20 protein-coding genes are annotated in these 22,578 nt (G+C 50.1%); 9 read left to right on the forward strand and 11 right to left on the reverse strand.

The window, feature by feature from the left end:
• The first annotated feature begins 29 nt into the window (after positions 1-29).
• Positions 30-1,673 carry an ABC-F family ATP-binding cassette domain-containing protein gene (locus tag AC4QZR_RS00460; RefSeq protein ID WP_253400541.1) on the forward strand — a complete coding sequence of 548 codons (1,644 nt, stop codon included), beginning with the start codon at positions 30-32 and terminating at the stop codon, positions 1,671-1,673.
• A gap of 36 nt (positions 1,674-1,709) precedes the next feature.
• Positions 1,710-2,858 (forward strand): FUSC family protein, encoded by a 1,149-nt coding sequence (locus tag AC4QZR_RS00465; protein WP_494479171.1) that lies wholly within the window; start codon positions 1,710-1,712, stop codon positions 2,856-2,858.
• Positions 2,859-2,900: 42 nt separating this feature from the next.
• On the opposite strand, the gene AC4QZR_RS00470 is transcribed toward AC4QZR_RS00465, so the two are convergent.
• Together AC4QZR_RS00470 and pyrF are read right to left on the reverse strand one after the other, a co-directional pair.
• A complete protein-coding gene (locus AC4QZR_RS00470; protein ID WP_494479172.1) occupies positions 2,901-3,881 on the reverse strand; it encodes an alpha/beta hydrolase family protein in 981 nt (326 codons plus the stop codon).
• A 275-nt stretch (positions 3,882-4,156) separates the two neighbouring features.
• On the reverse strand, positions 4,157-4,987 hold the full coding sequence (gene pyrF, locus AC4QZR_RS00475) for an orotidine-5'-phosphate decarboxylase (RefSeq protein WP_494479173.1): 831 nt from the start codon (positions 4,985-4,987) through the stop codon (positions 4,157-4,159).
• 208 nt (positions 4,988-5,195) lie between these two features.
• On the opposite strand from pyrF, the gene AC4QZR_RS00480 reads away from it, so the two are divergent.
• Positions 5,196-5,558 (forward strand): hypothetical protein, encoded by a 363-nt coding sequence (locus AC4QZR_RS00480; RefSeq protein ID WP_494479174.1) that lies wholly within the window; start codon positions 5,196-5,198, stop codon positions 5,556-5,558.
• Positions 5,559-5,626: 68 nt separating this feature from the next.
• Here AC4QZR_RS00480 and lolA1 read toward each other — a convergent pair whose 3' ends face one another.
• The 8 genes from lolA1 to xerD form a co-directional block, all read right to left on the reverse strand.
• Complete coding sequence (gene lolA1 / locus AC4QZR_RS00485) at positions 5,627-6,271, reverse strand: outer membrane lipoprotein periplasmic chaperone LolA1 (protein WP_494479175.1); 645 nt, start codon at positions 6,269-6,271, stop codon at positions 5,627-5,629.
• Positions 6,272-6,301: 30 nt separating this feature from the next.
• Entirely contained in the window at positions 6,302-8,914 is a 2,613-nt protein-coding gene (locus tag AC4QZR_RS00490; protein ID WP_494479176.1) for an FtsK/SpoIIIE family DNA translocase, read from the reverse strand.
• A gap of 752 nt (positions 8,915-9,666) precedes the next feature.
• Positions 9,667-10,701: a quinone-dependent dihydroorotate dehydrogenase gene (locus AC4QZR_RS00495; RefSeq protein WP_494479177.1), complete on the reverse strand. Its 1,035-nt coding sequence runs from the start codon at positions 10,699-10,701 to the stop codon at positions 9,667-9,669.
• 224 nt (positions 10,702-10,925) lie between these two features.
• Positions 10,926-11,996, reverse strand: coding sequence for a M48 family metallopeptidase (locus AC4QZR_RS00500; protein WP_494479178.1), 1,071 nt, complete (start codon positions 11,994-11,996; stop codon positions 10,926-10,928).
• Between the two features lies 1 nt (position 11,997).
• Positions 11,998-12,972 (reverse strand): YjgN family protein, encoded by a 975-nt coding sequence (locus AC4QZR_RS00505; RefSeq protein WP_494479179.1) that lies wholly within the window; start codon positions 12,970-12,972, stop codon positions 11,998-12,000.
• Positions 12,973-13,118: 146 nt separating this feature from the next.
• Positions 13,119-14,771 carry a beta-N-acetylhexosaminidase gene (locus AC4QZR_RS00510; RefSeq protein WP_494479180.1) on the reverse strand — a complete coding sequence of 551 codons (1,653 nt, stop codon included), beginning with the start codon at positions 14,769-14,771 and terminating at the stop codon, positions 13,119-13,121.
• Positions 14,772-14,904: 133 nt separating this feature from the next.
• Positions 14,905-15,300, reverse strand: coding sequence for a hypothetical protein (locus AC4QZR_RS00515; protein ID WP_494479181.1), 396 nt, complete (start codon positions 15,298-15,300; stop codon positions 14,905-14,907).
• 53 nt (positions 15,301-15,353) lie between these two features.
• A complete protein-coding gene (gene xerD, locus AC4QZR_RS00520; RefSeq protein WP_253400555.1) occupies positions 15,354-16,253 on the reverse strand; it encodes a site-specific tyrosine recombinase XerD in 900 nt (299 codons plus the stop codon).
• A 127-nt stretch (positions 16,254-16,380) separates the two neighbouring features.
• Here xerD and aroQ point away from each other — a divergent pair, with 127 nt between their 5' ends.
• The 5 genes from aroQ to AC4QZR_RS00545 all read left to right on the forward strand — a co-directional run bounded on the left by aroQ (position 16,381) and on the right by AC4QZR_RS00545 (position 20,370).
• Entirely contained in the window at positions 16,381-16,833 is a 453-nt protein-coding gene (gene aroQ, locus AC4QZR_RS00525; protein WP_494479182.1) for a type II 3-dehydroquinate dehydratase, read from the forward strand.
• 80 nt (positions 16,834-16,913) lie between these two features.
• Positions 16,914-17,975: an aminotransferase class V-fold PLP-dependent enzyme gene (locus AC4QZR_RS00530; RefSeq protein WP_494479183.1), complete on the forward strand. Its 1,062-nt coding sequence runs from the start codon at positions 16,914-16,916 to the stop codon at positions 17,973-17,975.
• Between the two features lie 114 nt (positions 17,976-18,089).
• Positions 18,090-18,656 (forward strand): MarC family protein, encoded by a 567-nt coding sequence (locus AC4QZR_RS00535; protein WP_253401932.1) that lies wholly within the window; start codon positions 18,090-18,092, stop codon positions 18,654-18,656.
• Positions 18,657-18,830: 174 nt separating this feature from the next.
• Complete coding sequence (rnhA, locus tag AC4QZR_RS00540) at positions 18,831-19,295, forward strand: ribonuclease HI (protein WP_494479184.1); 465 nt, start codon at positions 18,831-18,833, stop codon at positions 19,293-19,295.
• A gap of 358 nt (positions 19,296-19,653) precedes the next feature.
• On the forward strand, positions 19,654-20,370 hold the full coding sequence (locus tag AC4QZR_RS00545; RefSeq protein WP_494479185.1) for a tRNA1(Val) (adenine(37)-N6)-methyltransferase: 717 nt from the start codon (positions 19,654-19,656) through the stop codon (positions 20,368-20,370).
• 22 nt (positions 20,371-20,392) lie between these two features.
• Here the strand turns inward: AC4QZR_RS00545 and AC4QZR_RS00550 are convergent, their stop codons facing one another.
• Positions 20,393-21,742 (reverse strand): saccharopine dehydrogenase family protein, encoded by a 1,350-nt coding sequence (locus tag AC4QZR_RS00550; RefSeq protein WP_494479186.1) that lies wholly within the window; start codon positions 21,740-21,742, stop codon positions 20,393-20,395.
• Between the two features lie 127 nt (positions 21,743-21,869).
• Here AC4QZR_RS00550 and cdd point away from each other — a divergent pair, with 127 nt between their 5' ends.
• Positions 21,870-22,352, forward strand: a complete 483-nt coding sequence (gene cdd, locus AC4QZR_RS00555; RefSeq protein ID WP_494479187.1) for a cytidine deaminase — start codon at positions 21,870-21,872, stop codon at positions 22,350-22,352.
• Positions 22,353-22,578: the final 226 nt, after the last annotated feature.

The following is a 22,578-nucleotide window of genomic DNA, read 5'->3' on the forward strand; positions in this document are numbered from 1 at the left end:
TATCTTTGCAGCCTTAAAATTAAACGATTATGATTTCAGTTGACGCGGTGAGCGTGGAGTTCAATGGTGCGGCCCTTTTCAGCAATGTTTCTTTCAACATCAACGAAAACGACCGCATTGCCCTCATGGGGAAAAATGGAGCAGGTAAGTCTACGCTGCTCAAAATTATAGCGGGCGCCAGTAAGCCGACCCGTGGCAAGGTATCGGCACCGAAGGATGCTGTGATCGCCTACCTGCCGCAGCACCTGCTCACCGAAGACAACTGCACCGTGTTCGAGGAGGCCTCTAAAGCCTTTGCCAAAGTGCTCGACATGAAAAAGCAGATGGATGCCCTCAATGCCGAACTGGAAACCCGCACCGACTACGACTCTGATGACTACTACAAGATCATCGAGCAGGTATCGGAACTGGGCGAAAAATACTATTCCATCGAAGAGATCAATTTTGACGCTGAGGTAGAGGTTACGCTCAAAGGACTTGGCTTTAGCCGCGAAGATTTCACACGGTCTACCACCGAGTTTAGTGGTGGCTGGCGCATGCGCATCGAACTGGCTAAGATTCTGCTTCAGAAGCCGGACCTGATCCTGCTCGACGAACCGACCAACCACCTCGACATTGAGTCCATTCAGTGGCTGGAGGATTTCCTGGTGAATAACGCCAAGGCAGTGATCGTGATCTCGCACGACAAGACCTTCGTGGACAATATCACCAACCGCACCATTGAGGTGACGATGGGCCGCATTTACGACTATAAGGTTACGTACAGCCAATACCTGCAGCTGCGCAAAGAGCGCCGCGAACAGCAGCAGAAGCAGTTCGACGACCAGCAGAAAGAAATAGCCGATATCCAGACCTTTATTGACCGCTTCAAGGGTACTTACTCGAAGACCCTACAGGTACAGTCGCGGGTGAAGATGCTCGAGAAGATGGAAATTGTGGAGGTGGACGAAGTAGATACCTCTGCTTTGAATGTCAAGTTCCCACCAGCACCGCGCTCGGGCAACTACCCGGTTATCGTGGAGGAGCTGACCAAAAAGTACGGTGACTACACGGTGTTCAAAGACGCTTCCATGACCATCAACCGGGGCGAGAAAGTAGCCTTTGTGGGCAAGAACGGCGAGGGCAAGTCTACGATGGTGAAAGCCATTATGGGCGAGATCGACTTTGAGGGCAAGCTGCAATTGGGCCACAACTGCCTGATCGGCTATTTCGCCCAGAACCAGGCCGCCCTGCTCGATGGTGAACTGACCGTATTCCAGACCATCGACGAGATTGCCGTGGGCGATGCCCGTACACGCGTAAAGGACCTGCTGGGCGCCTTCATGTTCAGCGGCGACACCATCGAGAAGAAAGTAAAAGTACTCTCAGGGGGCGAGAAGACCCGACTGGCCATGATCAAGCTGTTGCTGCAGCCGGTGAACCTGCTCATTCTGGACGAACCGACCAACCACCTCGACATCAAAACCAAGGATATCTTGAAAGATGCGCTAAAGGCTTTCGACGGCACCATCATACTGGTGTCGCACGACCGCGACTTCCTGGACGGACTGGCTGACAAGGTGTTTGAGTTTGGCAACAAACGCGTGCGCGAGCACTTCGAGAACATCAACGGCTTCCTCAAAAACAAGAAAATGGAAAACCTGCGGGAAATTGAACGTACCGTAGCCAAGTAATAACACAAGCCCCGGTCGTAAGCCGGGGCTTTTTACATGCTGCTATACCTTGTGGCAACTCTTAAAATGCTCAGCAGTATTTTAATTCAGATGATGCAGCATATCAGACAAATTATTCGCGCAGAAGCGAGGGAACTGTTCGAACTTAAGAAAACCGAGCGGCTCTGGCACATCCCTTTGCTGGCTTCTTTGTGCACCGGCCTGCCCCTGCTGGCAGGCTATGCCATTGGTCGCCTCGACTTTGGTATACTGGGCTGTATCGGCGGCTTGGTGATCCTATACCTGCCGACCCATGCCACGTTGGCCCATCGCATGATCACGCTGATCGCCTGTTGTTTTGGCTTTATGGTGTCCTTTGCCACCGGAATCAGTTTCAGCTTTAATCCCTATGCCTCTTCGCTTGCCATCGGCTTGTTTGCGCTAGGAATGCACTGGGTGGCAAATTATTTTGCCATGAAACCGCCTGGCAGCTTCTTCTTTATCATGATCGCCTCCATTGCCAGTGTCATGCCCTTCGAATTAGAGAACATTCCGACACGCATCGGTTTGATAGGCATCGGCACGATGCTGGCCTGTCTGCTGGCATTTTTCTACAGCCTGCTCATGCTCCGGAAGCAAAAGCCTGTGACTGAGTTCCTGGTTGTACGGAAGAGCTTTTACTCCAACCTGGTCGAGTCTGTGGTGGTAGGCGTGTTTATGGGGGCATCGCTACTTACCGGTCACTTGCTGCAACTGGAAAACCCCTACTGGGTACCGATTTCCTGCCTTGCCGTTATGCAGGGAGTGAGTTTGCGCCACGTGTGGCAGCGCAGCTTTCAGCGTATAGCGGGCACTTTCCTGGGTATGGGGCTTGCCTGGCTATTGCTGTCCTATACTACCACACCACTGTCGCTTTGCCTTGGCATTATTGCGTTGCAGTTTATCATTGAGATGCTCGTGGTGCGGCACTACGGATTGGCCGTGATTTTCATTACGCCCATGACCCTCTTTCTGGCGGAAGCTGGTAGCGCCATGACAGCAGATCCCAATGCGCTCATCTACACCCGCTTCGTGGACATCGTGCTGGGTAGTCTGATCGGAGCTGTGGGCGGGGTGTTCTTGTATCATCAGAAACTACGGCACAATGCGGTGCGGCAGCTTCGGAAAACACGTGTTGCGATTTTGAGAAAGGAACGGTGGGGTTAGTGATGGTATGGGTTGATACTAACGGTTTTGCTATGGTGCGTTTCAATGCACTATAGGTTTTGTTGAGCGATGAATTTCTTTCTTTTCAAGCCAAGCCTGCCAATCCAGTGCCACCTGGTCCCAGCCAAACTTGTCATAGTCAACCTTCCCTTCTTTGTTAAAGCCAAAGTAGTTATGTTCAACGCCTGTGTAAGGCTTAAATGTAAAGTTCTTTTTTCCTTTTCTAATTGTCTCCAGTCTCAGATAATCATTGAAGGCAACACCATGATCTTTTGTGCCATAGGTAACGAGCATAGGTATCTGAAGCCTCATCAGGTAATCGATTGGAGGCAAGGAGAAGTCATAGGTGGTTTTGTTTGAGTCACCGCCCTGAGATGCAACATTGGCAGGGTCTTTCACTACGTCTTCCCAGTATTTGAAGCTTCTCTCTGCCCGTGTGCCTATAGAGTCATCATAGGCTCTAGCCTGTGAGATGATGGAAGCCATTCGACCAAAAGGATTACCGCCTGAATAGATCAGATGAGTTACATCTTTGCTCTCAAAGGCAAGCTTCGCCGCAACGGTTGAGCCTGCTGAGTGACCTGCCACTACCAGCTTGTCCTTATTCACCCACTGCTGTTTCTTTAGATGCTTTATCACTTCTTGAGCGCGGTTGACATAGTAGTCTACGTTATCTCTGGAATAGAATTGGGCAGGAGGAATCCCCGTTTGGGGATCAGCGTAAGCACCATTCTGTAATTCGCTGTGTTTAGCAATAAGCGGCACGTAGGGTTTCCCAACTATAACCAAGTGGAAATTGATCAATAGACTATCGGTCTGATATGGGAATACCCTATAAGGCTTCCCCTCGTTATCAAGTAAAATAAGAGGACGTGCCTGAGAGCCTTGGTCAAAAAGAATAATAGGCTTTGTTTTCTGTTCTTCCCCTTTCTTTGACAGCACCAGTATGTCTACAGGATCATGCTGGTAGCGCATTTGCAGATGGAGGTAGCCAAAGTCTTCTGGCTTTCCCGTTTGTGCCACTGTCTGTAAGACAATGCAACTGAGTAAGACTAATAATATGTAAAGCCTTTTCACGCTATTTTGTTTTAATTTTATTTGCCGCTCAACTAATGTGTATCAAAAAATTACATATCAATCCATTACAAACAAATCAATTGTGTCACAGCAAGACAGAAGCTGGAAACTCGGAAGAATAATTCTTTTCAAAAAGACCTTAATAAAAACCGCTATACCCCAGTTTGATAGCTTAGGTATAGCGGCTCCGTAACAAAGCGGATTCAAACCGCTGTATTGTCTTACAAATGCGTTACATACTGCTCCAGGTATTGCTCCATTTCCTTCTGAACTTCCAGGGCAGCTTCTCTGGCTTTGTCAGCGAAGTTGCGGCCGGAGGAGGCGTAGATGATGGCGCGGGAAGAGTTGACGAGCAGACCGCATTGCTGGTTCATACCTAAACGGGAAATCTCTTCTAGGCTACCACCTTGTGCGCCAACGCCTGGCACGAGCAGGAAATGGTTGGGTACGATGGCCCGAACACGCTCAATGTACTCGCCCTGTGTGGCGCCTACCACATACATCATCTGTCCCACGCTGGCCCAATTGGCGCTCTCGCGCAGCACTTGCTCAAACAGGTATTCCTCGTTACCATCCGACAACTTCAGCATCTGGAAATCCTTGCTGCCGGGGTTGGAGGTAAGCGCCAGCAAAATCACCCAACGGCCGGGCTGTAACAGGAACGGCTTCACCGAATCAGCACCCATATAAGGCGCTACTGTAATTGAGTCAAAATTCATGGTTTCGAAAAAGGCGCGGGCGTACAGTTCTGAGGTGTTGCCGATGTCGCCGCGCTTGGCGTCCGCTATTGTGAAAATTTCTTCCGGTATAACTTCAAGCGTCTTTTCCAGACTCACCCAACCTTTCGGCCCCTGTGCTTCATAAAAAGCAATATTTGGCTTGTAGGCTACACACAAGTCGGCAGTCGCTTCTACGATCTGGCGGTTAAACTCAAACACCGGGTCTTCGTGGTCGAGCAGGTGCTCAGGAAGGCGCTTAGGGTCTGTGTCGAGGCCAATGCACAGGTATGATTTTTTCTGGAGTATCTGCTCAAACAGCTTTTCTCTGGTCATGATAGGTATAGGAGCTAAAGTTCAGGTATAGCAAAGCTAGTTTATTTAGGGGCAGCTACAAATTTTTTATACCTGCTCCAACCACTAATTGAATTGCATTGCTCGATCTGCCATGCCTTGCAACCATTTTATCATTAAACGGCTCTATAGAATAAACATATAGCATAAAGAAATTATACGACTCCTGTTCATCTCCGCTTTAATTCTCTTGTTTGCTACCGGCTGCTCTAAGGAGGATGCTGAACCTGCGGCACAGGAGCGGCCTGCTCCTATTGTCCGCGTAGAGGCTCCTGCAACAACACAGGTTGGCGAAAACGTGACAGTTGATGTTTACTTTCAGGTTAACGGTGGTTGTGGTGAGTTTGGCTCTTTTGATGTAAATTCTTCCGGCAAGGAAACGGTCGTACGGGTTGTGGCGAAGTATAAGGGGAAGATCTGCACCGATGATCTGCCCATCCGCAAGGCAACCTATACCTTAAGCCCGCCCGAACCAGGCACCTATACCTTAAAATTCCGCTCCACCCCTCAGGTAGGGTTTATTATCGCAACTATAGAAGTTATTACCGCCTAAGATTTTTAAACTAAAAAAAAGAGCCACCCCAATCGGAGCAGCTCTTTTACCAGTCGAAACTAGTTAGGTTATCGTAAGTCCACCACCTGCACGCCTTTGTACTTGGCTTTGTTAAAACTGAAGGCGTCGGACGCCAACGCAGGGTTTGCCTGGAAGTTATTGATGGTATAGGTATAGCGACTGCCGTTATTACGGAACATCTGCCAGCTCTTCAGCGACTTATCTTTCTGGTTGATGTAGAGACGTACCTTAAAAATCGGGTTGCTGCGGTCTTCCGGAGCCAGCTCGATCACATCAAACGTGTCAGCGCCTTGCTTCTCAGTACCAGCGTAGGCATACTTGTAGCCTTTCTTATACATATCGAAGATCTTGCTCGGTGCCATGGCCTCGGCTTCCGCGTCGGTTTCTGTGATGGTCACTTCGTTCACCTCTTTCAAATAGGTCCACATCAGTTTGCCGTCACTTATAATCTCCTGTCCGCTAACGGCGAGTCTATACTTCGGGCCGCTAACCAGGATATCACCCTGCATGGTCTCTTTTATTTTGGAAGAAGGGTTCTCCAGTGTCTGTGCAAAAGTCGCTTTAAAAGCTTTCATACTTCTGTACTTCTGGCTCATCTGGTCCAGTATTTTGCCTGCTTTAGGGTCCTGCTGCGCGTGCGCCAGGTTAGCAAGCAACATTACAGCCAGCAAAAGGGATAATACTCGTTTCATGTTAGTCTTTAAGTGTCTTGGTTTTCTTTCCTAGAGCGTATTCAATAACTGTTCCAAACTGTACTCGTCCGGAATTAAAACTTCACGGGCCTTGCTTCCCTCAAACGGCCCCACTATACCTGCAGACTCTAATTGGTCGATTAGGCGGCCAGCACGGTTGTAGCCTAGCTTGAGGCGGCGCTGCAACAGCGAGGTACTGCCCTGCTGGTGCTGCACAATAATGCGGGCGGCTTCTTCGAACATCGGGTCTTTGGAGCTGGAGTCGAAATCAGCTTTCTCGTTGCCGCTCTCGTCGCCCACAAACTCAGGCAGCAGGTAGGCATCGCTATACCCTTGTTGTTCGCCAATAAAGTCGCAAATGCGGTCCACCTCCGGCGTATCCACAAAGGCGCACTGAATACGAATCATGTCCGAACCAATCGAGAAGAGCATGTCGCCCTGACCGATCAGCTGGTCGGCACCGCCGGCATCCAGAATGGTGCGGGAGTCGATTTTCGACGTTACTTTAAAAGAGATACGCGCCGGGAAGTTAGCTTTGATGATACCCGTGATCACGTTCACAGACGGCCGCTGCGTGGCTACTACCAAGTGTATACCGATGGCACGGGCCAGCTGCGCCAGACGGGCAATCGGGGTTTCCACCTCTTTACCGGCCGTCATCATCAAGTCAGCCAACTCGTCTATCACCAGCACGATGTAGGGCATGAACTTGTGTCCCTTTTTCGGGTTCAGCTTGCGCTCCACAAACTTGCGGTTATACTCTTTCAGGTTACGGCAGCCGGCATCCTTGAGCAGGTCGTAGCGCATATCCATCTCCATACAGAGCGAGTTGAGCGTGTTCACCACCTTTTTGGTGTCGGTGATAATCGCCTCCTCGGTATCAGGTAACTTGGCCAGGAAATGACGCTCTATTTTATTGAACAGCGACAATTCCACCTTTTTTGGGTCCACGAGCACGAATTTGAGCTGTGAAGGGTGGCGCTTGTAGAGCAGCGAGGTCAGGATGGCGTTGAGACCAACCGACTTACCCTGACCGGTGGCACCCGCCATAAGTAAGTGCGGCATTTTGGCCAGGTCGGTAATGAACACCTCGTTCGTTATGGTTTTCCCGAAAGCGATCGGCAGGTCCATTTCGCTCTTCATGAACTTCTCCGTCGAAAGGATCGACTTGATCGACACCATTTCCTTTTTGGTGTTCGGCACTTCTATACCTATCGTGCCCTTGCCAGGTATAGGCGCGATGATACGTATACCTAAAGCCGCTAAACTTAGGGCAATATCGTCTTCCAGGTTCTTGATTTTGGAGATACGAACCCCTGCATCCGGCACAATTTCGTACAGCGTTACAGTCGGGCCGATGGTGGCTTTAATGCTCGCTATACCTATGTTGTAATGGCCGAGTGTGGCCACAATTTTGTCTTTGTTGGCTTCGAGTTCCTCTTTGGTCACCGACACTTTGGTGGCACCGTAGTCATTGAGCAGGTCGATAGTCGGGTACTGGTATCGGGCCAGGTCCAGCGTCGGGTCGTAGTTTTCGGTGGCTAGCACGTCTGCCGCTTCCTCTTCCGGCGTCTTTTCAATCTGCAGGTCCAGCTCTTCTTCTCCCTCGGCGGTGTCAAACTCAGCTTCGGCCAGTTCTTCTTCCAGTTCGGTTTCAATATCGAGCTCCAGGGTTGGCGCTGGTGCCGGTGTAGCAGGTTTTGGCGGCTCTGGCTTAAGCGAACTCAGTTCCATCTCCAACGCACGGTTAATGGCTTCTTCCTCTTCTTCAGCCAGGTATAGATCCTCTTCTTCGTCAGCATCCAGCGAAGCGGTTGGGTCGGCGTTGTGGTTGATGTTGCGGGCCGAGCCGTGCACCACATCACGCAAAGACGAAGCGCTTCCACGTTCAATTTCAACATCACCGTCTTCCTCAGCAGCTGGTTTGCTCCAGTTTATGCTCGTGATGTTAAAGAAGAATACCAGGAAAATAAGTAACAGGAAGCCAAGCAGCAGGCCACTGCCCCAGCCGATCAGGCTGCTCAGCCAGGTAGCGGTTTCTATACCTATACCTCCGCCCAAAAAGCCTAATTCACCTATTGTATTTGTAGTCAGCACGATGTACCCCAACGTAAGGCTCAGCCACAGCATCGAGAAGGTGCAGAGCCCCAGCACGTACGGCATAGAGATAGTCTTCCAGCGGAACACAATGCGACTTCCGGCAAAGAATGCGATCGGGATCAGGAAAAAAGCCCCTATACCTAAGAGGTCGTAGATGAAAAAATGGGAAACCCAGGCGCCGAACAGCCCAAGCCAGTTCTCCGCCTCCTGCCCCGATTCCTTCAGGCCCGTGCCCTGCACCGACTCCACTACACTTTGATCGGCCTGCCCTGTGAAGAGGTAGGACACGAATGCGATGGTCATAAAGAAGGCGATCAGCAGAAAAGAAAATCCGATGAACAGCTTAAAGCGCCGATCGGTCAGGAAAGCGGGCGCCTTGAGGTTGAACCGGAAAGACGGCAGCTTAAAAAAAGGCTTCTTTGTTTTTTTCTGTTTGGTTTTTTCAGTGGTAGAGGCAGTGCCGCGTGGTTCATTACGTCCACGCACCTCATTCCTCGCCCTTCCCGTGCTCACCGCATCGTTTCTGTAAGTGTTCTTTGCCATACCCTTCAACTAATTAAGATTCCAAATTTACATTATTTCGGCACACGCCGCTCAGCAAATCCGAAGGCTTTTGGAGAAATGTGCTAAAAAACCTCCCCCTGCCCCCTCCTAAAAACAGGAAGGGGTGATAAAGGTAAACCTATGCCGTTTTTTAATCGTCTGAATCAGGATTTACAGGATTAGAGGATTGACAGAATGCTCGTGCACGATTGTCATGCCACTACCCCTAAGGGGACTTTTCGGCTATTGCTTTCCTAAATGTTATCCTGAGAGGATCTTAGTTAAAGGGAGGTTAAGCAGTTACTGTAACTCACCCCTACCCCTCTCAAGAGGGAAATTTCACCCCATCCCAACCTTCCCCTTTTGTCGAGGGCCCCTACCCCCAAAATAGGGGAAGGAGCGGTGCACGATTAACATCCCCCTGCCCCCTTCGAAGGGGGACTTTCCCGCCGTTGCGAATTTATAAGTATAAGCGTTGTAGTTATTGTATCAGTACGCTTGCAGGTATAGCAAGACTAACTTGCCCCTTAGGCTATGAAACAGATCACCTCAGCCAAGTGCACTAAACGACTACCCACTGTTTGAGCGTTCAGCGAGTTTGGGGAGTCTTGATTTTTTTGCTTACTTTTTTCATCAAGGAAAAAAGTGAGTGCCCGCCGCACAGGCGAAGCAATGAAACGAAGAAGTTGCTATACCTGCAATAACCCAAGCAATTCAGCAAGTTAAGCTCCTCTGGCAAAGCGAAGAACCACTTATCCCTGCTTCAGCAATTTCTTATTTATACTTGCAACCAGCGCCGGACCTTCATAAATAAAACCAGTGTACAGCTGCACCAGATCGGCACCGGCCTCTAACTTTTCAACAGCATCTTCGGCCGTCATAATCCCCCCCACACCAATAATCTTGATCTGCTGCGGCAGGTGCTGACGCAAGTAGCGGATGATCTCGGTGGCGTGTTTGGTGAGGGGCTTACCGCTTAGTCCGCCTGCGCCGATCTCTGAAACGCGGTTGGAAGCGGTATGCAGCCCTTCACGGCTGATGGTGGTGTTGGTTGCAATAATACCACTTAGCTTGGCAGCTATGGCAATCTCGATAATATCATTTAATTGAGCTTCGTTCAGATCCGGAGCGATTTTCAAAAGCAGGGGTTTAGCCTTCGGTATCGAGCTGTTCAACTCCTGCAAGGCCATTAGCAATTGCTGCAGCGGCTCCTTTTCCTGCAGGGCACGCAAGTCCGGGGTGTTGGGCGAGCTCACGTTCACCACAAAATAATCCACCACGTCGTACAGCGCCTTAAAGCAGTAAAGGTAGTCGTTGAGCGCCTCCTCGTTTGGTGTCACTTTGTTTTTGCCAATGTTGCCCCCTACCAGAATGTTGCTTTTCCGCTCCCGCAGACGCTTCACAGCTGCCTCTACGCCTTCGTTGTTAAAGCCCATGCGGTTGATGATGGCCTGATCTTCCGGTAGACGAAAAAGACGGGGTTTGGGGTTACCCTCCTGTGGTTTTGGAGTGAGCGTACCGATCTCGATGAAACCAAAGCCCAGTTCTCCCAGCTCATCCACCAGTTTGGCATCCTTGTCAAAGCCTGCTGCCAAACCTACCGGGTTGGGGAATCTCAAGCCGAACAACTCCCGCTCCAGCCGCTTGTCTTCGACCCGGAACATGCTTCTGCTGATGCCTTTTGTAAATGGCAGACTGAAAGCCGTACGCAAAGCATCGGTGGTGAGGTAGTGAACTTTCTCGGGGTCTAATTTGAAAAGCAGCGGACGAAGGAGGCTCTTATACACGGCAGCGGGTTTGGTTAAGGTTAGCTGCCTGCAAAGATAGAAAGTGAAACCATACAACGCTTGAGAATTCTGGAGCGGGTTCAGATAGACCTCGCGGTGTCTTCAGAGCCGCAAGTGTCTGGCGTGAAGGCAGCAGCTATACCCGGTTTCCGAGGCCCCATCTCCATTGCTTTAAACACTCGCGGGAGTTGGGCACATCGCTAGGTCTTTGTGGTATACCTGGCTTAGTGCCTCAGCTTTTCCCAGTGGCGCTGCAGTTCCGGATTCTTTTTGTAGGGTTGCTCTCCCTCTCCAATCATTTCATTCAATACTCTGATACGCTCTTCTGAATTGGGGTGCGTGCTCACAAAGGCCAGCATCTCCGATTCACTGCCCGACTGCAGGCGCTCCATGAGCAGGATGACACCTTGTTGGTTCAACTCGTTCCGGCGCAGCAGTTCCAGTCCTTCCCGGTCCGCTTCCAGTTCCAGGCTGCGGCTGTACTCCAGGTTGCGCAACGCCGAGGCATTGTCTACCAGCACGGCGGCTACCCCGCTCACATCACCAAAAAGCACCGATGCCAGCATATAGTACGAAAGGCTTCGCGTCATGGCACGTAGCGAATGTCGCTTCTGGATATGCGCCAGCTCGTGCCCCATCAAAGCGGCCAGCTCTTCATGCTGCTCCATCTTGTCGATGATGCCTTCATACACCACCACGTAGCCACCCGGTATAGCAAAGGCATTTACCTCATCGCTCTTTACCACGGCGGCTGTGACCGGATGGTCCAGGTCGGTGTTCAGTTCGCTCAGGTATGCATTTAGCGCGGCGGTCTTTTCGTCGTTTACCTGGTAGCCCTGCAGCATTTTGGCATAGAGTTGCTCACCTAGCTGGCGTTCGTAGCTTTCCGGAAAATGCATGGCCACCCGGTCGGCAAGCGCCGGCACACCCCAAATCAGGAAGGCCACCAGCAGCCCCAAAAGACTCAAAGCCATGATGGCTATACCTGTCAGGCCTAAACTTAGCACGCTGTTGTAGCCGGATTTAAGGAACGCTGCCCCGCGATACTGTTGCTGCAGCGCTTCCTTAAATCCCTTGTCTACCACTGAAATACTTTGTTGCGGGAATTTTCCATAACGGAGCAGCGTAGTCGCATTATTGAACTCCGACTGGTGTATACCTGCCAATTCCCAATGCACGGATCTACATACCTCGTCGGCGCAATAGTCAATGTGCAGCCCGTCTGCCAGCAAAGCGATCTGAGCCGGCATACCTTTGGAGCTTTGCCCGTTATAGTATTTCCCTTCAAATGTCATGTTAGATCACACCGATATCCATCATATCCGTCATGCTTTCATAAGTAGCCGAATCGTAGGCTTCTTCGGTTTGCACCAGGGCGTCGGCATCAAAGTGTCCGCTCATTACGGTGTTGTTCATGATTAGCGACATGGTGCGGGTAGTGGTAAACGGTATACCCAGCCCCAGCGTGAACACAACGATCAGGATGTTGCCAACCGTCAGCTTTAACACGTCCCAGCCCGAAACATGGCACTGCAGACGGCTATAGGTACCGTCTTCCTGCAGCACCACAATGTTGTTCACATAAAAGTGAAGTAGATTTTTGGTGTACCAGAAAAGGTAAATGCCCAGCGTGAAGATGGAAAAGAAGTAGCCTTTCACGTGAATCAGGAATAAGTCACCTCCATCGCCCACATAGCGCAGTCTCACGTTGCCAAAGCGCACGTTATCGATCATCTGCTTGCGTAGTTTGACCACAAACCACGATCCGTAGATACCGAGCGTAAGGATGGTGAGGAAGAAGCCGATCAGGTAGGTGGAGTACATATCGGAGAGTTCGCCCCGGTAGCCCAGGTGGATGCCGCGCCAGCTCGTGCGGGATGTGCGGTAACGCATCATACCGTGCAGCGCCAAGGGTACCAGCGCCAGAAAGCCCAGCAGAAACACGGCATAGGCTAGCAGCATCATACCTATGTTTTCTGTTACCACCGCATAAACCATAAACGCATACAGGGATGCCAGTATAACCAATCCTTTGATGAAGCCTTTAAACATCTCTTTGCCGGTGCCATGGAAAACGAAGGGCATACCGGCCAGTTCGGTTTTGCGGTACAGATACTGCAGCGATTTGGCCTTGGCCCATGGGTAGTAAAGCCCTAGTGTCACGATAGTGAGCAGGAGGTTTACTATTTCGATGGCAAAGTATTCGGAGCCCTTGCCAGTGAAAGAGAAGTGAGTGGTTTGTTTTTCTTTTTCGAGTAAAGTTGTTGTCATAAAAAGTCTGGAAATAGGTTGAAAAATGGTTAAAAAAATAACACAGGCTATGCATAAAACACAGCCTGTGTTATTACAGCATTTAAATATAGTAAATATCAGTTACTTACCATACACACTGCATTTTTGCACCAAAATTTTACATCCTATTTCTTCTCCATCGTCCACTGCTCAAAGTGAGGAAAGTATTTTGCTCCCCAGAAGGTATAGCGTGGAATAATGGCAGTGTTGAGTCTTCGTTTGAAATCCGAAAAGTCTTTTTTCTCTTGTGGTGACCAAAGCACCTCGCTCAGGGCCGTCATACGCGGAAAGACCATGTATTCCACCTTGGCTGTGCTGCCAATATACTCTGCCCATAAGTTGGCCTGCGCCCCTATGATGTAGTGGTCCAGCTTCTGCTCGCGCAGGGCGGGCGGCACCGGCTCGAAGTTGTAAACAGCATCCAACGGATTGTAGCCATGTATGGCCAGGCTGTCGTTCGGGTCTTTGGACTGGTAATGGTCAAAGTACAGCGGGTGGCCCGGCGCCATGATCACCTGATGGCCACGCGTGGCGGCCGCTATACCTTCCTTCTCCCCGCCCCAGTTCATGATCAGCGTAGAGGTGCTCAGGTCTCCTTCCAGAATCTCGTGCCAGCCAATCACTTTCTTGCCCTTGACGGCGAGGTATTTTGCTACCTGCTCTACAAAATAGGTCTGCAGGCCTTTCTCATCTTTCAGGTTGTGTTCTTTGATGAAAGCCTGCGACACGGGGTCTTCTTTCCACCACTTTTTGCTGGTTTCGTCCCCGCCCAGGTGGAAGTACTCATAAGGGAACAGATCGGCTACTTCCTGAAACACAGTCTCCAGAAACTGAAAAGTTGCCGGGTTGGGCTGCAGCACGTTATTCTGGCGGTTGTACATGCCCCAGGTGGTCGCTACGTTCCAGGTGGTGTCAGGACGGGTGCTGAGTTCCGGGTAAGCAGCAATAGCCGCGCGACTATGGCCGGGAATATCGATCTCAGGTATAATGTTGATGCCCCGCACGGAGGCATAGTTGATCACTTCCAGTATTTCGTCTTTGGTATAAAAACCACCATACCGGGTGCCGTCATACCTAATCGGCTGGTCTTTGAAATGCCCGATCAGGGTTTCCTCGCGCCAGGAGCCTACGGTATTCAGCTTTGGGTAAGACTCCATTTCAATGCGCCAGCCCTGATCATCAGTGAGGTGCCAGTGGAAGGTGTTGAACTTGTGAAAGGCCAGGTAGTCGATGTACTTCTTGATGAACTCCACAGGGAACATGTGGCGCACCACATCCAAGTGCATGCCGCGGTAGGCGAAACGCGGATAGTCCTTGATCTGCACATCCGGAATCTTCACCTCCTTCACCTGCTTGAGCGGGAACAACTGCAGTAAAGTCTGGATACCATATACCATGCCGCCCGTGTCTTTGGCGCGTATCGTTATGTCTTTGCCAGAAACAACTAAGGTATACATCTCGGTTTTGTCGATGGTCTTGTTATCGAAAACGAGCCGGATGTGGTGACTGGCTTTTGGCTTAGTTGTTGTGTTCGGGTATGCGGGCAGATTCAGTCCCGTTTGTGCGGCCAGCATTTCTTTCAGAAAATCAGCCTGCGCTCCAAACTGTTTGTCGAATAGGATCTGGGTTTTCTCGTCAATGGACACATGCCCTCTCGCCTCTTTGATCACCTCAACAGGTATAGGCGTTATGTCGTCAACGGACTGGGCAGTGGCAAGAACAGGGATAGACAGGAAAAGTAGTAGAACGGAAAATATCCGATGAAAGGTAGCTGGCATGCGCGTTTTTTGAGTTTGTGTTGCTTATTGACTTCCGGAAAAATGATTGGTTTAATATCGTCGAGGAATGATTCGCGCAGGTCGCGATCTGTCCGAACAAGCCATAATTCAACTTGCTCAAGCAATGGTTAATTCAATCTTTAAACCTCCAAAATCTACGGATACCATCTTGGTTGTAGGTTACTAATGAATCCTTGTCTGCTTTTATTACTCTAGTCTGAAAAAAGGGATCATTACCATCCAGATATATCAGAGTATCATTTCTAAATTCATATTTTATATACTCAAGTGCGTCCACAAATAATATTGAGTCTTCTTCAATACTAAAGCTAGCGTTTTCAGTTTCTCCTGAGGTCCATACCCCTTTTATATCTTCTTTAGTGAATAGTGGCTGAATTATTGAGTGCTGTGACTCAATAATTGGAGAAGACTTTGTATTCTCATGCTCGATTACTGACTCTTCCTCACTTTCTCTTACGCTACAGCTTATCAAAAATACCGTCAGCAAAACGATGTACATTTTCTTCATGCGTTGGTTCTATAAATCGCTTAAACTCCTCAACTCTCTAACTCCCAAAATCTCTAGCTTCTCGGATGGTAATCCTTGATCACTTGTTTCAGGTAGTCTCTATCGAGGTGGGTATAGATTTCGGTGGTAGTGATGGATTCGTGGCCCAGCATTTCCTGCACGGCACGCAGGTCGGCGCCGCCTTCGATGAGGTGCGTGGCAAAAGAGTGGCGGAAGGTATGGGGGCTCACCGTTTTCTGTATACCTGCCTTGGCCGCCAAGTCTTTGATAATCGTGAACACCATAACGCGTGTGAGTTTGGCACCACGCCGGTTGAGGAACACAAAATCTTCATGCCCTTTTTTGATGGTGAGGTGGCAGCGCACGCCATCACGGTAAAGTTGTATATGTTTCAGCGCATCGCGCCCGATCGGCACCAGTCGCTCTTTGTCGCCTTTACCGGCCACTTTCAGAAAGCCCATGTCTTCGTAGAGGTTACTCAGTTTCAGGTCCAGCAGTTCTGACACACGCAAGCCGGAACTATAGAGCGTCTCCAGCATGGCCCGGTTGCGCGTGCCTTCCGGCGTAGACAGGTCGATGGCGGCCAGCAATTGCTCAATCTCGTGGAAGTGCAGCGTGTCTGGCAGTTTGCGACTTAGTTTTGGCGCTTCAATCGTCTCGGTAGGGTCGGCGGTGATCATATCTTCCATGATCAGAAATTTATAGAAGGCCCGTATACCTGACAGCGTGCGTGCCTGCGAGTGTGGCGTCATACCCAGCCCGGCCACCCACTCCAGAAACTCCCGAAGTATAGGCGGTGTCATCTGCTCCGGTTGCACCGTTATACCTTTAATTTCCAGAAAATCGGTCAGTTTGCGGATATCACGCAGGTAAGCTTCCACGGAGTTACCGGAAAGCGACTTTTCGAGGCGCAGGTACTGTTCGAACTGGGTAATGCAAATGGACCACTTCATAAGTTAAGATTTGGGCAAACGAGGCGCTGACAAAACTTTCTTTTATCAAAAAAAACAAAGCAAAGATAGTTAATCCTTAAATTGCAAACGCTTAATTGAGCTGAATTCACTACGATACCCTAAAACTATGAAAATCCTGATCCTGAACGGCCCAAACCTTAATCTTTTAGGTGTCCGCGAGAAATCTGTATATGGCACTGAGTCCTTTGAATCTTACTTTGAAGATCTCAAGGATGCCTTCCCAGCCATGGAGTTATCCTATTTTCAATCCAACACGGAGGGCGTGCTCATCGACAAGCTGCACGAAGTTGGTTTCAGCTACAAGGGCATCGTATTCAACGGCGGCGCCTATACCCATACCTCCGTGGCTCTTTCTGACGCCATCAAAGCCATTGAAACGCCGGTAATTGAAGTGCACATCTCCAACGTGTACGCCCGCGACGCCTTCCGCCACAAAAGCATGCTGGCCCCTTTCTGCAAAGGCGTGATCACGGGCTTTGGTTTGGAAAGCTACCGCATGGCCCTGCAGTATTTTGAGCGCATGAAGCCGAAGCAGATCGGTTTTGGCTCTAAAAAATAGCGTGACGACAGCAAATTGCTGTTCACTAAATATTTGGTTTTTACTATAGTAGCCATACTATAATTCTTTATATTACCTCCATGTTGAATTTCTTTCCAGGACCGTCGAAGATATACCCGGAAGTACGCAGCTACCTGACAGATGCGTACGATGAAGGTATATTAGGAGCTCCGCACCGCGGAGAACAGTTTGTACAGCTATCGCGCACGGTGGTGGGCTCGCTCAAGCGCCGCCTGAACATACCGCAGGACTACTCTATTTTCTTTACCTCTTCCGCTACTGAGTGCTGGGAAATCCTGATCCAGAGCCTCACCAAAAAGAAGAGCTTCCACATCTACAATGGCTCTTTTGGGGAGAAATGGTACGAATATGCCAAAAAAATGCGACCGGAAGCAGAGGGTGTACGTTTCGACATCAACGAAGCCATGCCGGTGGAGGAACTTGACATCAGCACCGACACCGAACTGATCTGCTTTACCCAGAACGAAACCTCCAACGGGACGCAGGTAACGGCAGCTTCCATCCTCAACCTACACAACCGCTTCCGCGACACCCTCACGGCGGTAGATGCCACCTCTTCCATGGCTGGCCTTAATCTCAAGTACATCAAAGCCGACATCTGGTTTGCCTCTGTGCAGAAGTGCTTTGGTCTGCCGCCGGGGCTGGGTATACTCGTTTGTTCGCCGCGTGCCATCTTCCGGGCCAAGCAAATGAACGAGCGCAACCATTACAACAGCCTGGTGTCGCTCTACGAAAAGATGCTCAACTACCAGACCGTGCACACACCCAACACGCTCAACATCTACCTGCTCAAGCGCATGCTCGAAGACCGGCCGTTTATCAAGCAGCTCGACATTGACCTGGTCGATCGCGCCAACGAGCTGTATGAGTTCTTTGGGCAGTTCACGGAATTTAAACTGTTGATCGAGAACGAAGAGGTGCGCTCTAAAACGGTGGTAGTGCTGGAGGCGAACGAACGCGTAGTGGAAGACATCAAGAAACGGGCTTTGCACCACAACATCCGGTTGGGCAACGGTTATGGCCCATGGCAGCGTAACACGTTTCGGATCGCCAACTTCCCGGCCATCGGCAACGAGGAGTACGAAGAGCTGAAGCGCTTTTTCCTACATTATTACGTCTAAGAATCCTACCTTTGCGGCTTGTTAGCTGAATTGCCAACAGCAATTCAGTGCATACCTATACCTAATTGCTTGTATTTCAAGCAGTTTAACAAAAACGAAGTAATGATTCAGGACCTGTTCAGTTTCAAGGAAATCGCGTCTGTCACGCTCATCCTGTTCGCGGTAATCGACATCCTCGGTTCTATCCCCATCATCATCGACCTCCGCAAGCGCGAAGGCAGGATCGAGTCCGAGAAAGCCACCATCATTTCTGGTGTATTGATGATCGCCTTTCTTTTTGTTGGCGATGGTATCCTGAAGCTGTTTGGCATCGATTTCGAGTCTTTCGCAATGGCCGGCGCTATTATCATTTTCCTGATCGGTTTGGAGATGATTCTGGGGAAAGACCTGTTCCACTCCGACCCGGAAGTGAAGAGTGGCTCCATCGTGCCACTGGCCTTCCCGCTTATCGTAGGAGCTGGCACCATGACCACGCTACTCTCGTTGCGCGCCGCCTATTCCCTGCCAAACGTACTGGTGGGCATCATCCTGAACCTACTGTTCGTCTACATCGTTCTCAAAGCTTCGCCCTGGCTGGAGCGTAAACTCGGCAAAGCCGGTGCTAACGTACTCCGCAAAGTGTTCGGTGTTATCCTGCTGGCCATCGCCATCAAACTGTTCAAAACAAACCTACCTATTTAAGTGAGTGATGGAGTGAATGAGTGATTGAGTGAATAATTTTGAATAAATCAGGATCCTCAAGCTTGCAGCGGTCAAAAAAGGCGATTGCTTCTGCACTCTTTACAAGTCAAAACGCACGCAACCTCAATTTATAAAATCACTCATTCACTCTATCACTCATTCAAAAATTAAAAAATGATCGAGCTTTTTACAGACGGTGCTTCAAGAGGGAATCCAGGTCCGGGGGGGTATGGAACGATACTGCGCTGGAAAAACCACGAGAAAGAGTTGACTGCCGGTTTCCGTAAAACCACCAACAACCGCATGGAACTGCTCGCCGTGATTGTGGGGCTCGAGGCGATCACCAAACCGGGTATACCTGTCACAGTGTATTCTGACTCAAAATATGTGGTGGATGCCGTGGAGAAACGCTGGGTCTTTGGCTGGCAGAAGAAGAGCTTCGCCGGCAAAGCAAACGGCGACCTTTGGGCCCGTTTCCTGCGGATATACGCCAAACACAACGTTCGTTTCGTCTGGATCAGAGGCCACGCCGGGCACCCCGAGAACGAGCGCTGCGATGAATTAGCTGTTGCAAGTGCGCTGTCGCCAAATTTGTTGATAGATGAGGGGTTTGAGTCGGGACAGTTTAACTCGAAGTGATTAATATTGGTTAGTGGATATAGATGATTAACCAAAGAATATGATTGCTTTAGATGGATTAGTCGCGGCAGTATATGCGGCAATTATATTGTTAATAATTGCTCTTATCATTTACATCATTGTTGGAGTGTTTGTCCTATTGAAGAGACAAAGACTAATAAGCACGATCTATTTTTGCAGTACGCCACTGCTATTTCTTATAGGATATGGCTTAACTCATACCTTCAAGAACCCCGACTGTATTTTTATTTCTGCGATCGCCATTATTCTCTTTAACAGCTCCTTCCTCTTATTCACAAAGCGATTCCAGAAAAGAGCTTAAGAATTATTCATTATTACCCACTACTCATTCCAACCCGTGCCTAACACCTACTTCCAATTCAAGCAATTCCGCATCAACCAGGACCTGTGTGCGATGAAGGTGTGCACGGATTCCTGTGTATTCGGGGCTTATGTGGAGGTACGTCAGGCGAAGCGGATATTGGATATCGGAACAGGTACGGGTTTGCTGGCGCTGATGGTGGCGCAACGGTCGGTGGCGTTGGTGGAAGCCGTGGAGATCAATCCGGAGGCGCAGCTACAAGCCGGGCAAAACTTTCAGGAAAGCCCTTGGGCGGATCGGCTTCAGTTGCACTCAATGTCGCTGCAGGAGTTTGCAAAAACCTGCACGCAACAGTACGATGTCATTCTGTCGAACCCGCCTTTTTTCCTGGCTTCGCTCAAGTCTGATAACGCTGCGAAGAACACTGCCAAACACACCGGCGACCTACTCTTTGTAGATATCCTGACCTTCGCGCAGAAACATCTTACCCAAGACGGCAAGCTATACCTGCTCTTGCCGCCAGCTGAGGCCAACCACTTTGCTGAGCTTGCCATAGCGCACGCACTATACCTGGCCGATACGCTGGAGGTATATACCCGCACTGGAGGCAAGTGCATCCGCCACATCCAGACCTATACCTTCGAGCCGACAAAACAGGTTATTTCTAAAAAGCTTTACATCCGTGAAGAAGATGGCACAACCTATACCGCTGATTTCACAGCACTGCTGCGGGACTACTACCTGATCTTCTGAAAACTGCCAGAGGCTACGCCTTCTAATGGATTGCCCTTACCTTCTCTTCCTCCACAAAGTCAACTCCATACCTTTTGAGCTCTTCCAGCACAGGTTCGTACAGATCCGGGTAAATAGGGATAACTACGCCGCGACGATCAATTTTGCCTTGTAGCAGAAGTTTCGCCAGAATACCTACCGGCAGGCCTACGGTTTTGGCCATGGCCGTTTGCACTTCGTCGTCGCCCAGCACCACCAGCGATGAGGTGAGTTCGTGCTGCTCGCCGTTCAGTTCGTACTCAAACAGGTGCTGCATTACGATCATGTCCTTGTCGCCGGGCTCCAGCTTCCATTTGCCAACCAGTATCTTTTCGAGCACCTGCGCAGGAGTAGCGACTTGCATTTCTAGTGGTGTGTCTTCGAATAAACCGAGCCACGCTAGCTTCTCCATTATCTCGCTTTCGGGGACTATACCCACATAGCGGCTCAGTCGCTGTCGTGTTGTTTCTTTGGCAAAGGCAGCAGGAGGAAGAAAAGCTTCCAGGTAGCTGCGGTGCGTCATGCTGCCTACGCCTTCCAGGTCGTAGCTGTCGTCGGTGAGGCCCAGTTGCACGAACACGTCCCAGGCAGCGCAGTAGCCGATGCGTCGCAGTGTGCCGCGCAGCATCGTCGGGATATCCTTCAGGCCATAATGCTCCCGGTAGCTGAGCGAGTCGCGGTTGGCGTAGCCGTCGAAGTGGCCGTAGCCCTCCACGTACAGCTCGTCCGTTCGCTTGAAAAGTTGATGGTATGGTATGTACTTATAGTCGCCGTTCTTTATATACTTGGCTGTCCCCTGCCCTGCCAGCACCACGTTGCGGGGATTCCAGCTGAACTTATAGTTCCAGGGGTTATTATCTGACTCCGGTGCCACCAGTCCGCCCGTATAAGACTTGAAGGAGGTTATTTTACCGCCCATACCCTGTACCCGCTGAATCACCGCCATCGCCGACATGTGGTCTATACCTGGGTCTAAGCCTGACTCCATCAAAATGGTCAGGTTCTTCTGCTTAGCCTCTTCGTGCAGCTCCCTGAACTCCGGCGAAACATAGGATGCCGTGATCAGGTGCTTTTCCTGTTTCACACACTCACGGGCCACCTCAATATGGAAGATGGCCGGCAAAAGCGAAATCACGAGATCGGCTTTGCTTACCTCCGCAGCCCGTTGCGCCTCGTCATGCACGTTAAATACAATGGCTTCGGCAAAGTCCAGCTGCGCGAGCTTGTCACGAAGGTGGTCCACATTAATGTCGCCAATGGTGATGCGCCAGTTTTCGGACGGCGCGTTTTGTAAGAGGTACTGGATCAGCGAAGAGGCGGAGCGACCGGCCCCAAGCAGGAGTATATTTTTCATAGTATTCGTATCGTTGCGTTTGAATTTAGCAATTACCCCCTGCAAGGCCAACCTTTTGTATTGTTTTATCAGAATAATGGGTTAAATTTATAGCCCTTTTCTAATTTTTATACCTATAAGGTCTTAAATGGCAAGTGAGCTGAATATACAAATCTGCATCGACGTACTCTCGACAGACGAATTGACCCAACAGGAGCGCGACGCGATGTTGCTCGCTCAAGAAACGGCAAAGGATGCCTACGCTCCTTACTCCAACTTTTTGGTAGGCGCCGCCCTGGTGCTGGACGACAACACCATGTTTAAAGGCAGCAACCAGGAGAATGCGGCCTACCCTTCCGGCCTCTGTGCTGAGCGAACCGCCCTGTTCGCCATGAGTGCCCATTACCCGAACAAAAAGATAAAGCTGATCGCCGTGGCTGCCCGCCGCAGAAGTGAACAGCATTTCCTGTCAGCCATGCCATGCGGTGCCTGTCGGCAGGTGATGGCCGAGTACGAGCACAAACAGGGGGAGCCTATACCTGTTCTGATGCATGGCCCGGAAGGCAATTTCTACCGTCTCCGCAGCGTAAGCGACCTACTGCCTTTCCAGTTCAACAAAGAACATTTATAATTTACTGAGTGAATGAGTGAGTTAGTGATTGCGTGATTGGTTTTGTTTTTTGAATTCGTGATGGAGTGGATAAGTGATTCCCTCTCAAATGCCATAACATCGCGCCAAGATAACAAACTGACTAATAGGCAGGTATAGCAAACGAAAACACTTGTGGAGGCTAATCGCAACCTGCTCAAATAGTGCACCCAACCATCAACAATCTAATCATTCAACAATTTAAAAA

The organism is Pontibacter sp. YIM B11418, from assembly GCF_059278805.1.

Coding starts and splice junctions, on each gene's coding strand:
- lolA1 (WP_494479175.1), bottom strand. CDS start 6,271: ATGAAACGAGTATTATCCCTTTTGCTGGCTGTAATGTTGCTTGCTAAC.
- AC4QZR_RS00550 (WP_494479186.1), bottom strand. CDS start 21,742: ATGAAAAATATACTCCTGCTTGGGGCCGGTCGCTCCGCCTCTTCGCTG.
- rnhA (WP_494479184.1), top strand. CDS start 18,831: ATGATCGAGCTTTTTACAGACGGTGCTTCAAGAGGGAATCCAGGTCCG.
- AC4QZR_RS00490 (WP_494479176.1), bottom strand. CDS start 8,914: ATGGCAAAGAACACTTACAGAAACGATGCGGTGAGCACGGGAAGGGCG.
- AC4QZR_RS00505 (WP_494479179.1), bottom strand. CDS start 12,972: ATGACAACAACTTTACTCGAAAAAGAAAAACAAACCACTCACTTCTCT.
- AC4QZR_RS00515 (WP_494479181.1), bottom strand. CDS start 15,300: ATGAAGAAAATGTACATCGTTTTGCTGACGGTATTTTTGATAAGCTGT.
- pyrF (WP_494479173.1), bottom strand. CDS start 4,987: ATGACCAGAGAAAAGCTGTTTGAGCAGATACTCCAGAAAAAATCATAC.
- aroQ (WP_494479182.1), top strand. CDS start 16,381: ATGAAAATCCTGATCCTGAACGGCCCAAACCTTAATCTTTTAGGTGTC.
- AC4QZR_RS00460 (WP_253400541.1), top strand. CDS start 30: ATGATTTCAGTTGACGCGGTGAGCGTGGAGTTCAATGGTGCGGCCCTT.
- cdd (WP_494479187.1), top strand. CDS start 21,870: ATGGCAAGTGAGCTGAATATACAAATCTGCATCGACGTACTCTCGACA.
- AC4QZR_RS00465 (WP_494479171.1), top strand. CDS start 1,710: ATGCTGCTATACCTTGTGGCAACTCTTAAAATGCTCAGCAGTATTTTA.
- AC4QZR_RS00510 (WP_494479180.1), bottom strand. CDS start 14,771: ATGCCAGCTACCTTTCATCGGATATTTTCCGTTCTACTACTTTTCCTG.
- AC4QZR_RS00500 (WP_494479178.1), bottom strand. CDS start 11,996: ATGACATTTGAAGGGAAATACTATAACGGGCAAAGCTCCAAAGGTATG.
- AC4QZR_RS00530 (WP_494479183.1), top strand. CDS start 16,914: ATGTTGAATTTCTTTCCAGGACCGTCGAAGATATACCCGGAAGTACGC.
- xerD (WP_253400555.1), bottom strand. CDS start 16,253: ATGAAGTGGTCCATTTGCATTACCCAGTTCGAACAGTACCTGCGCCTC.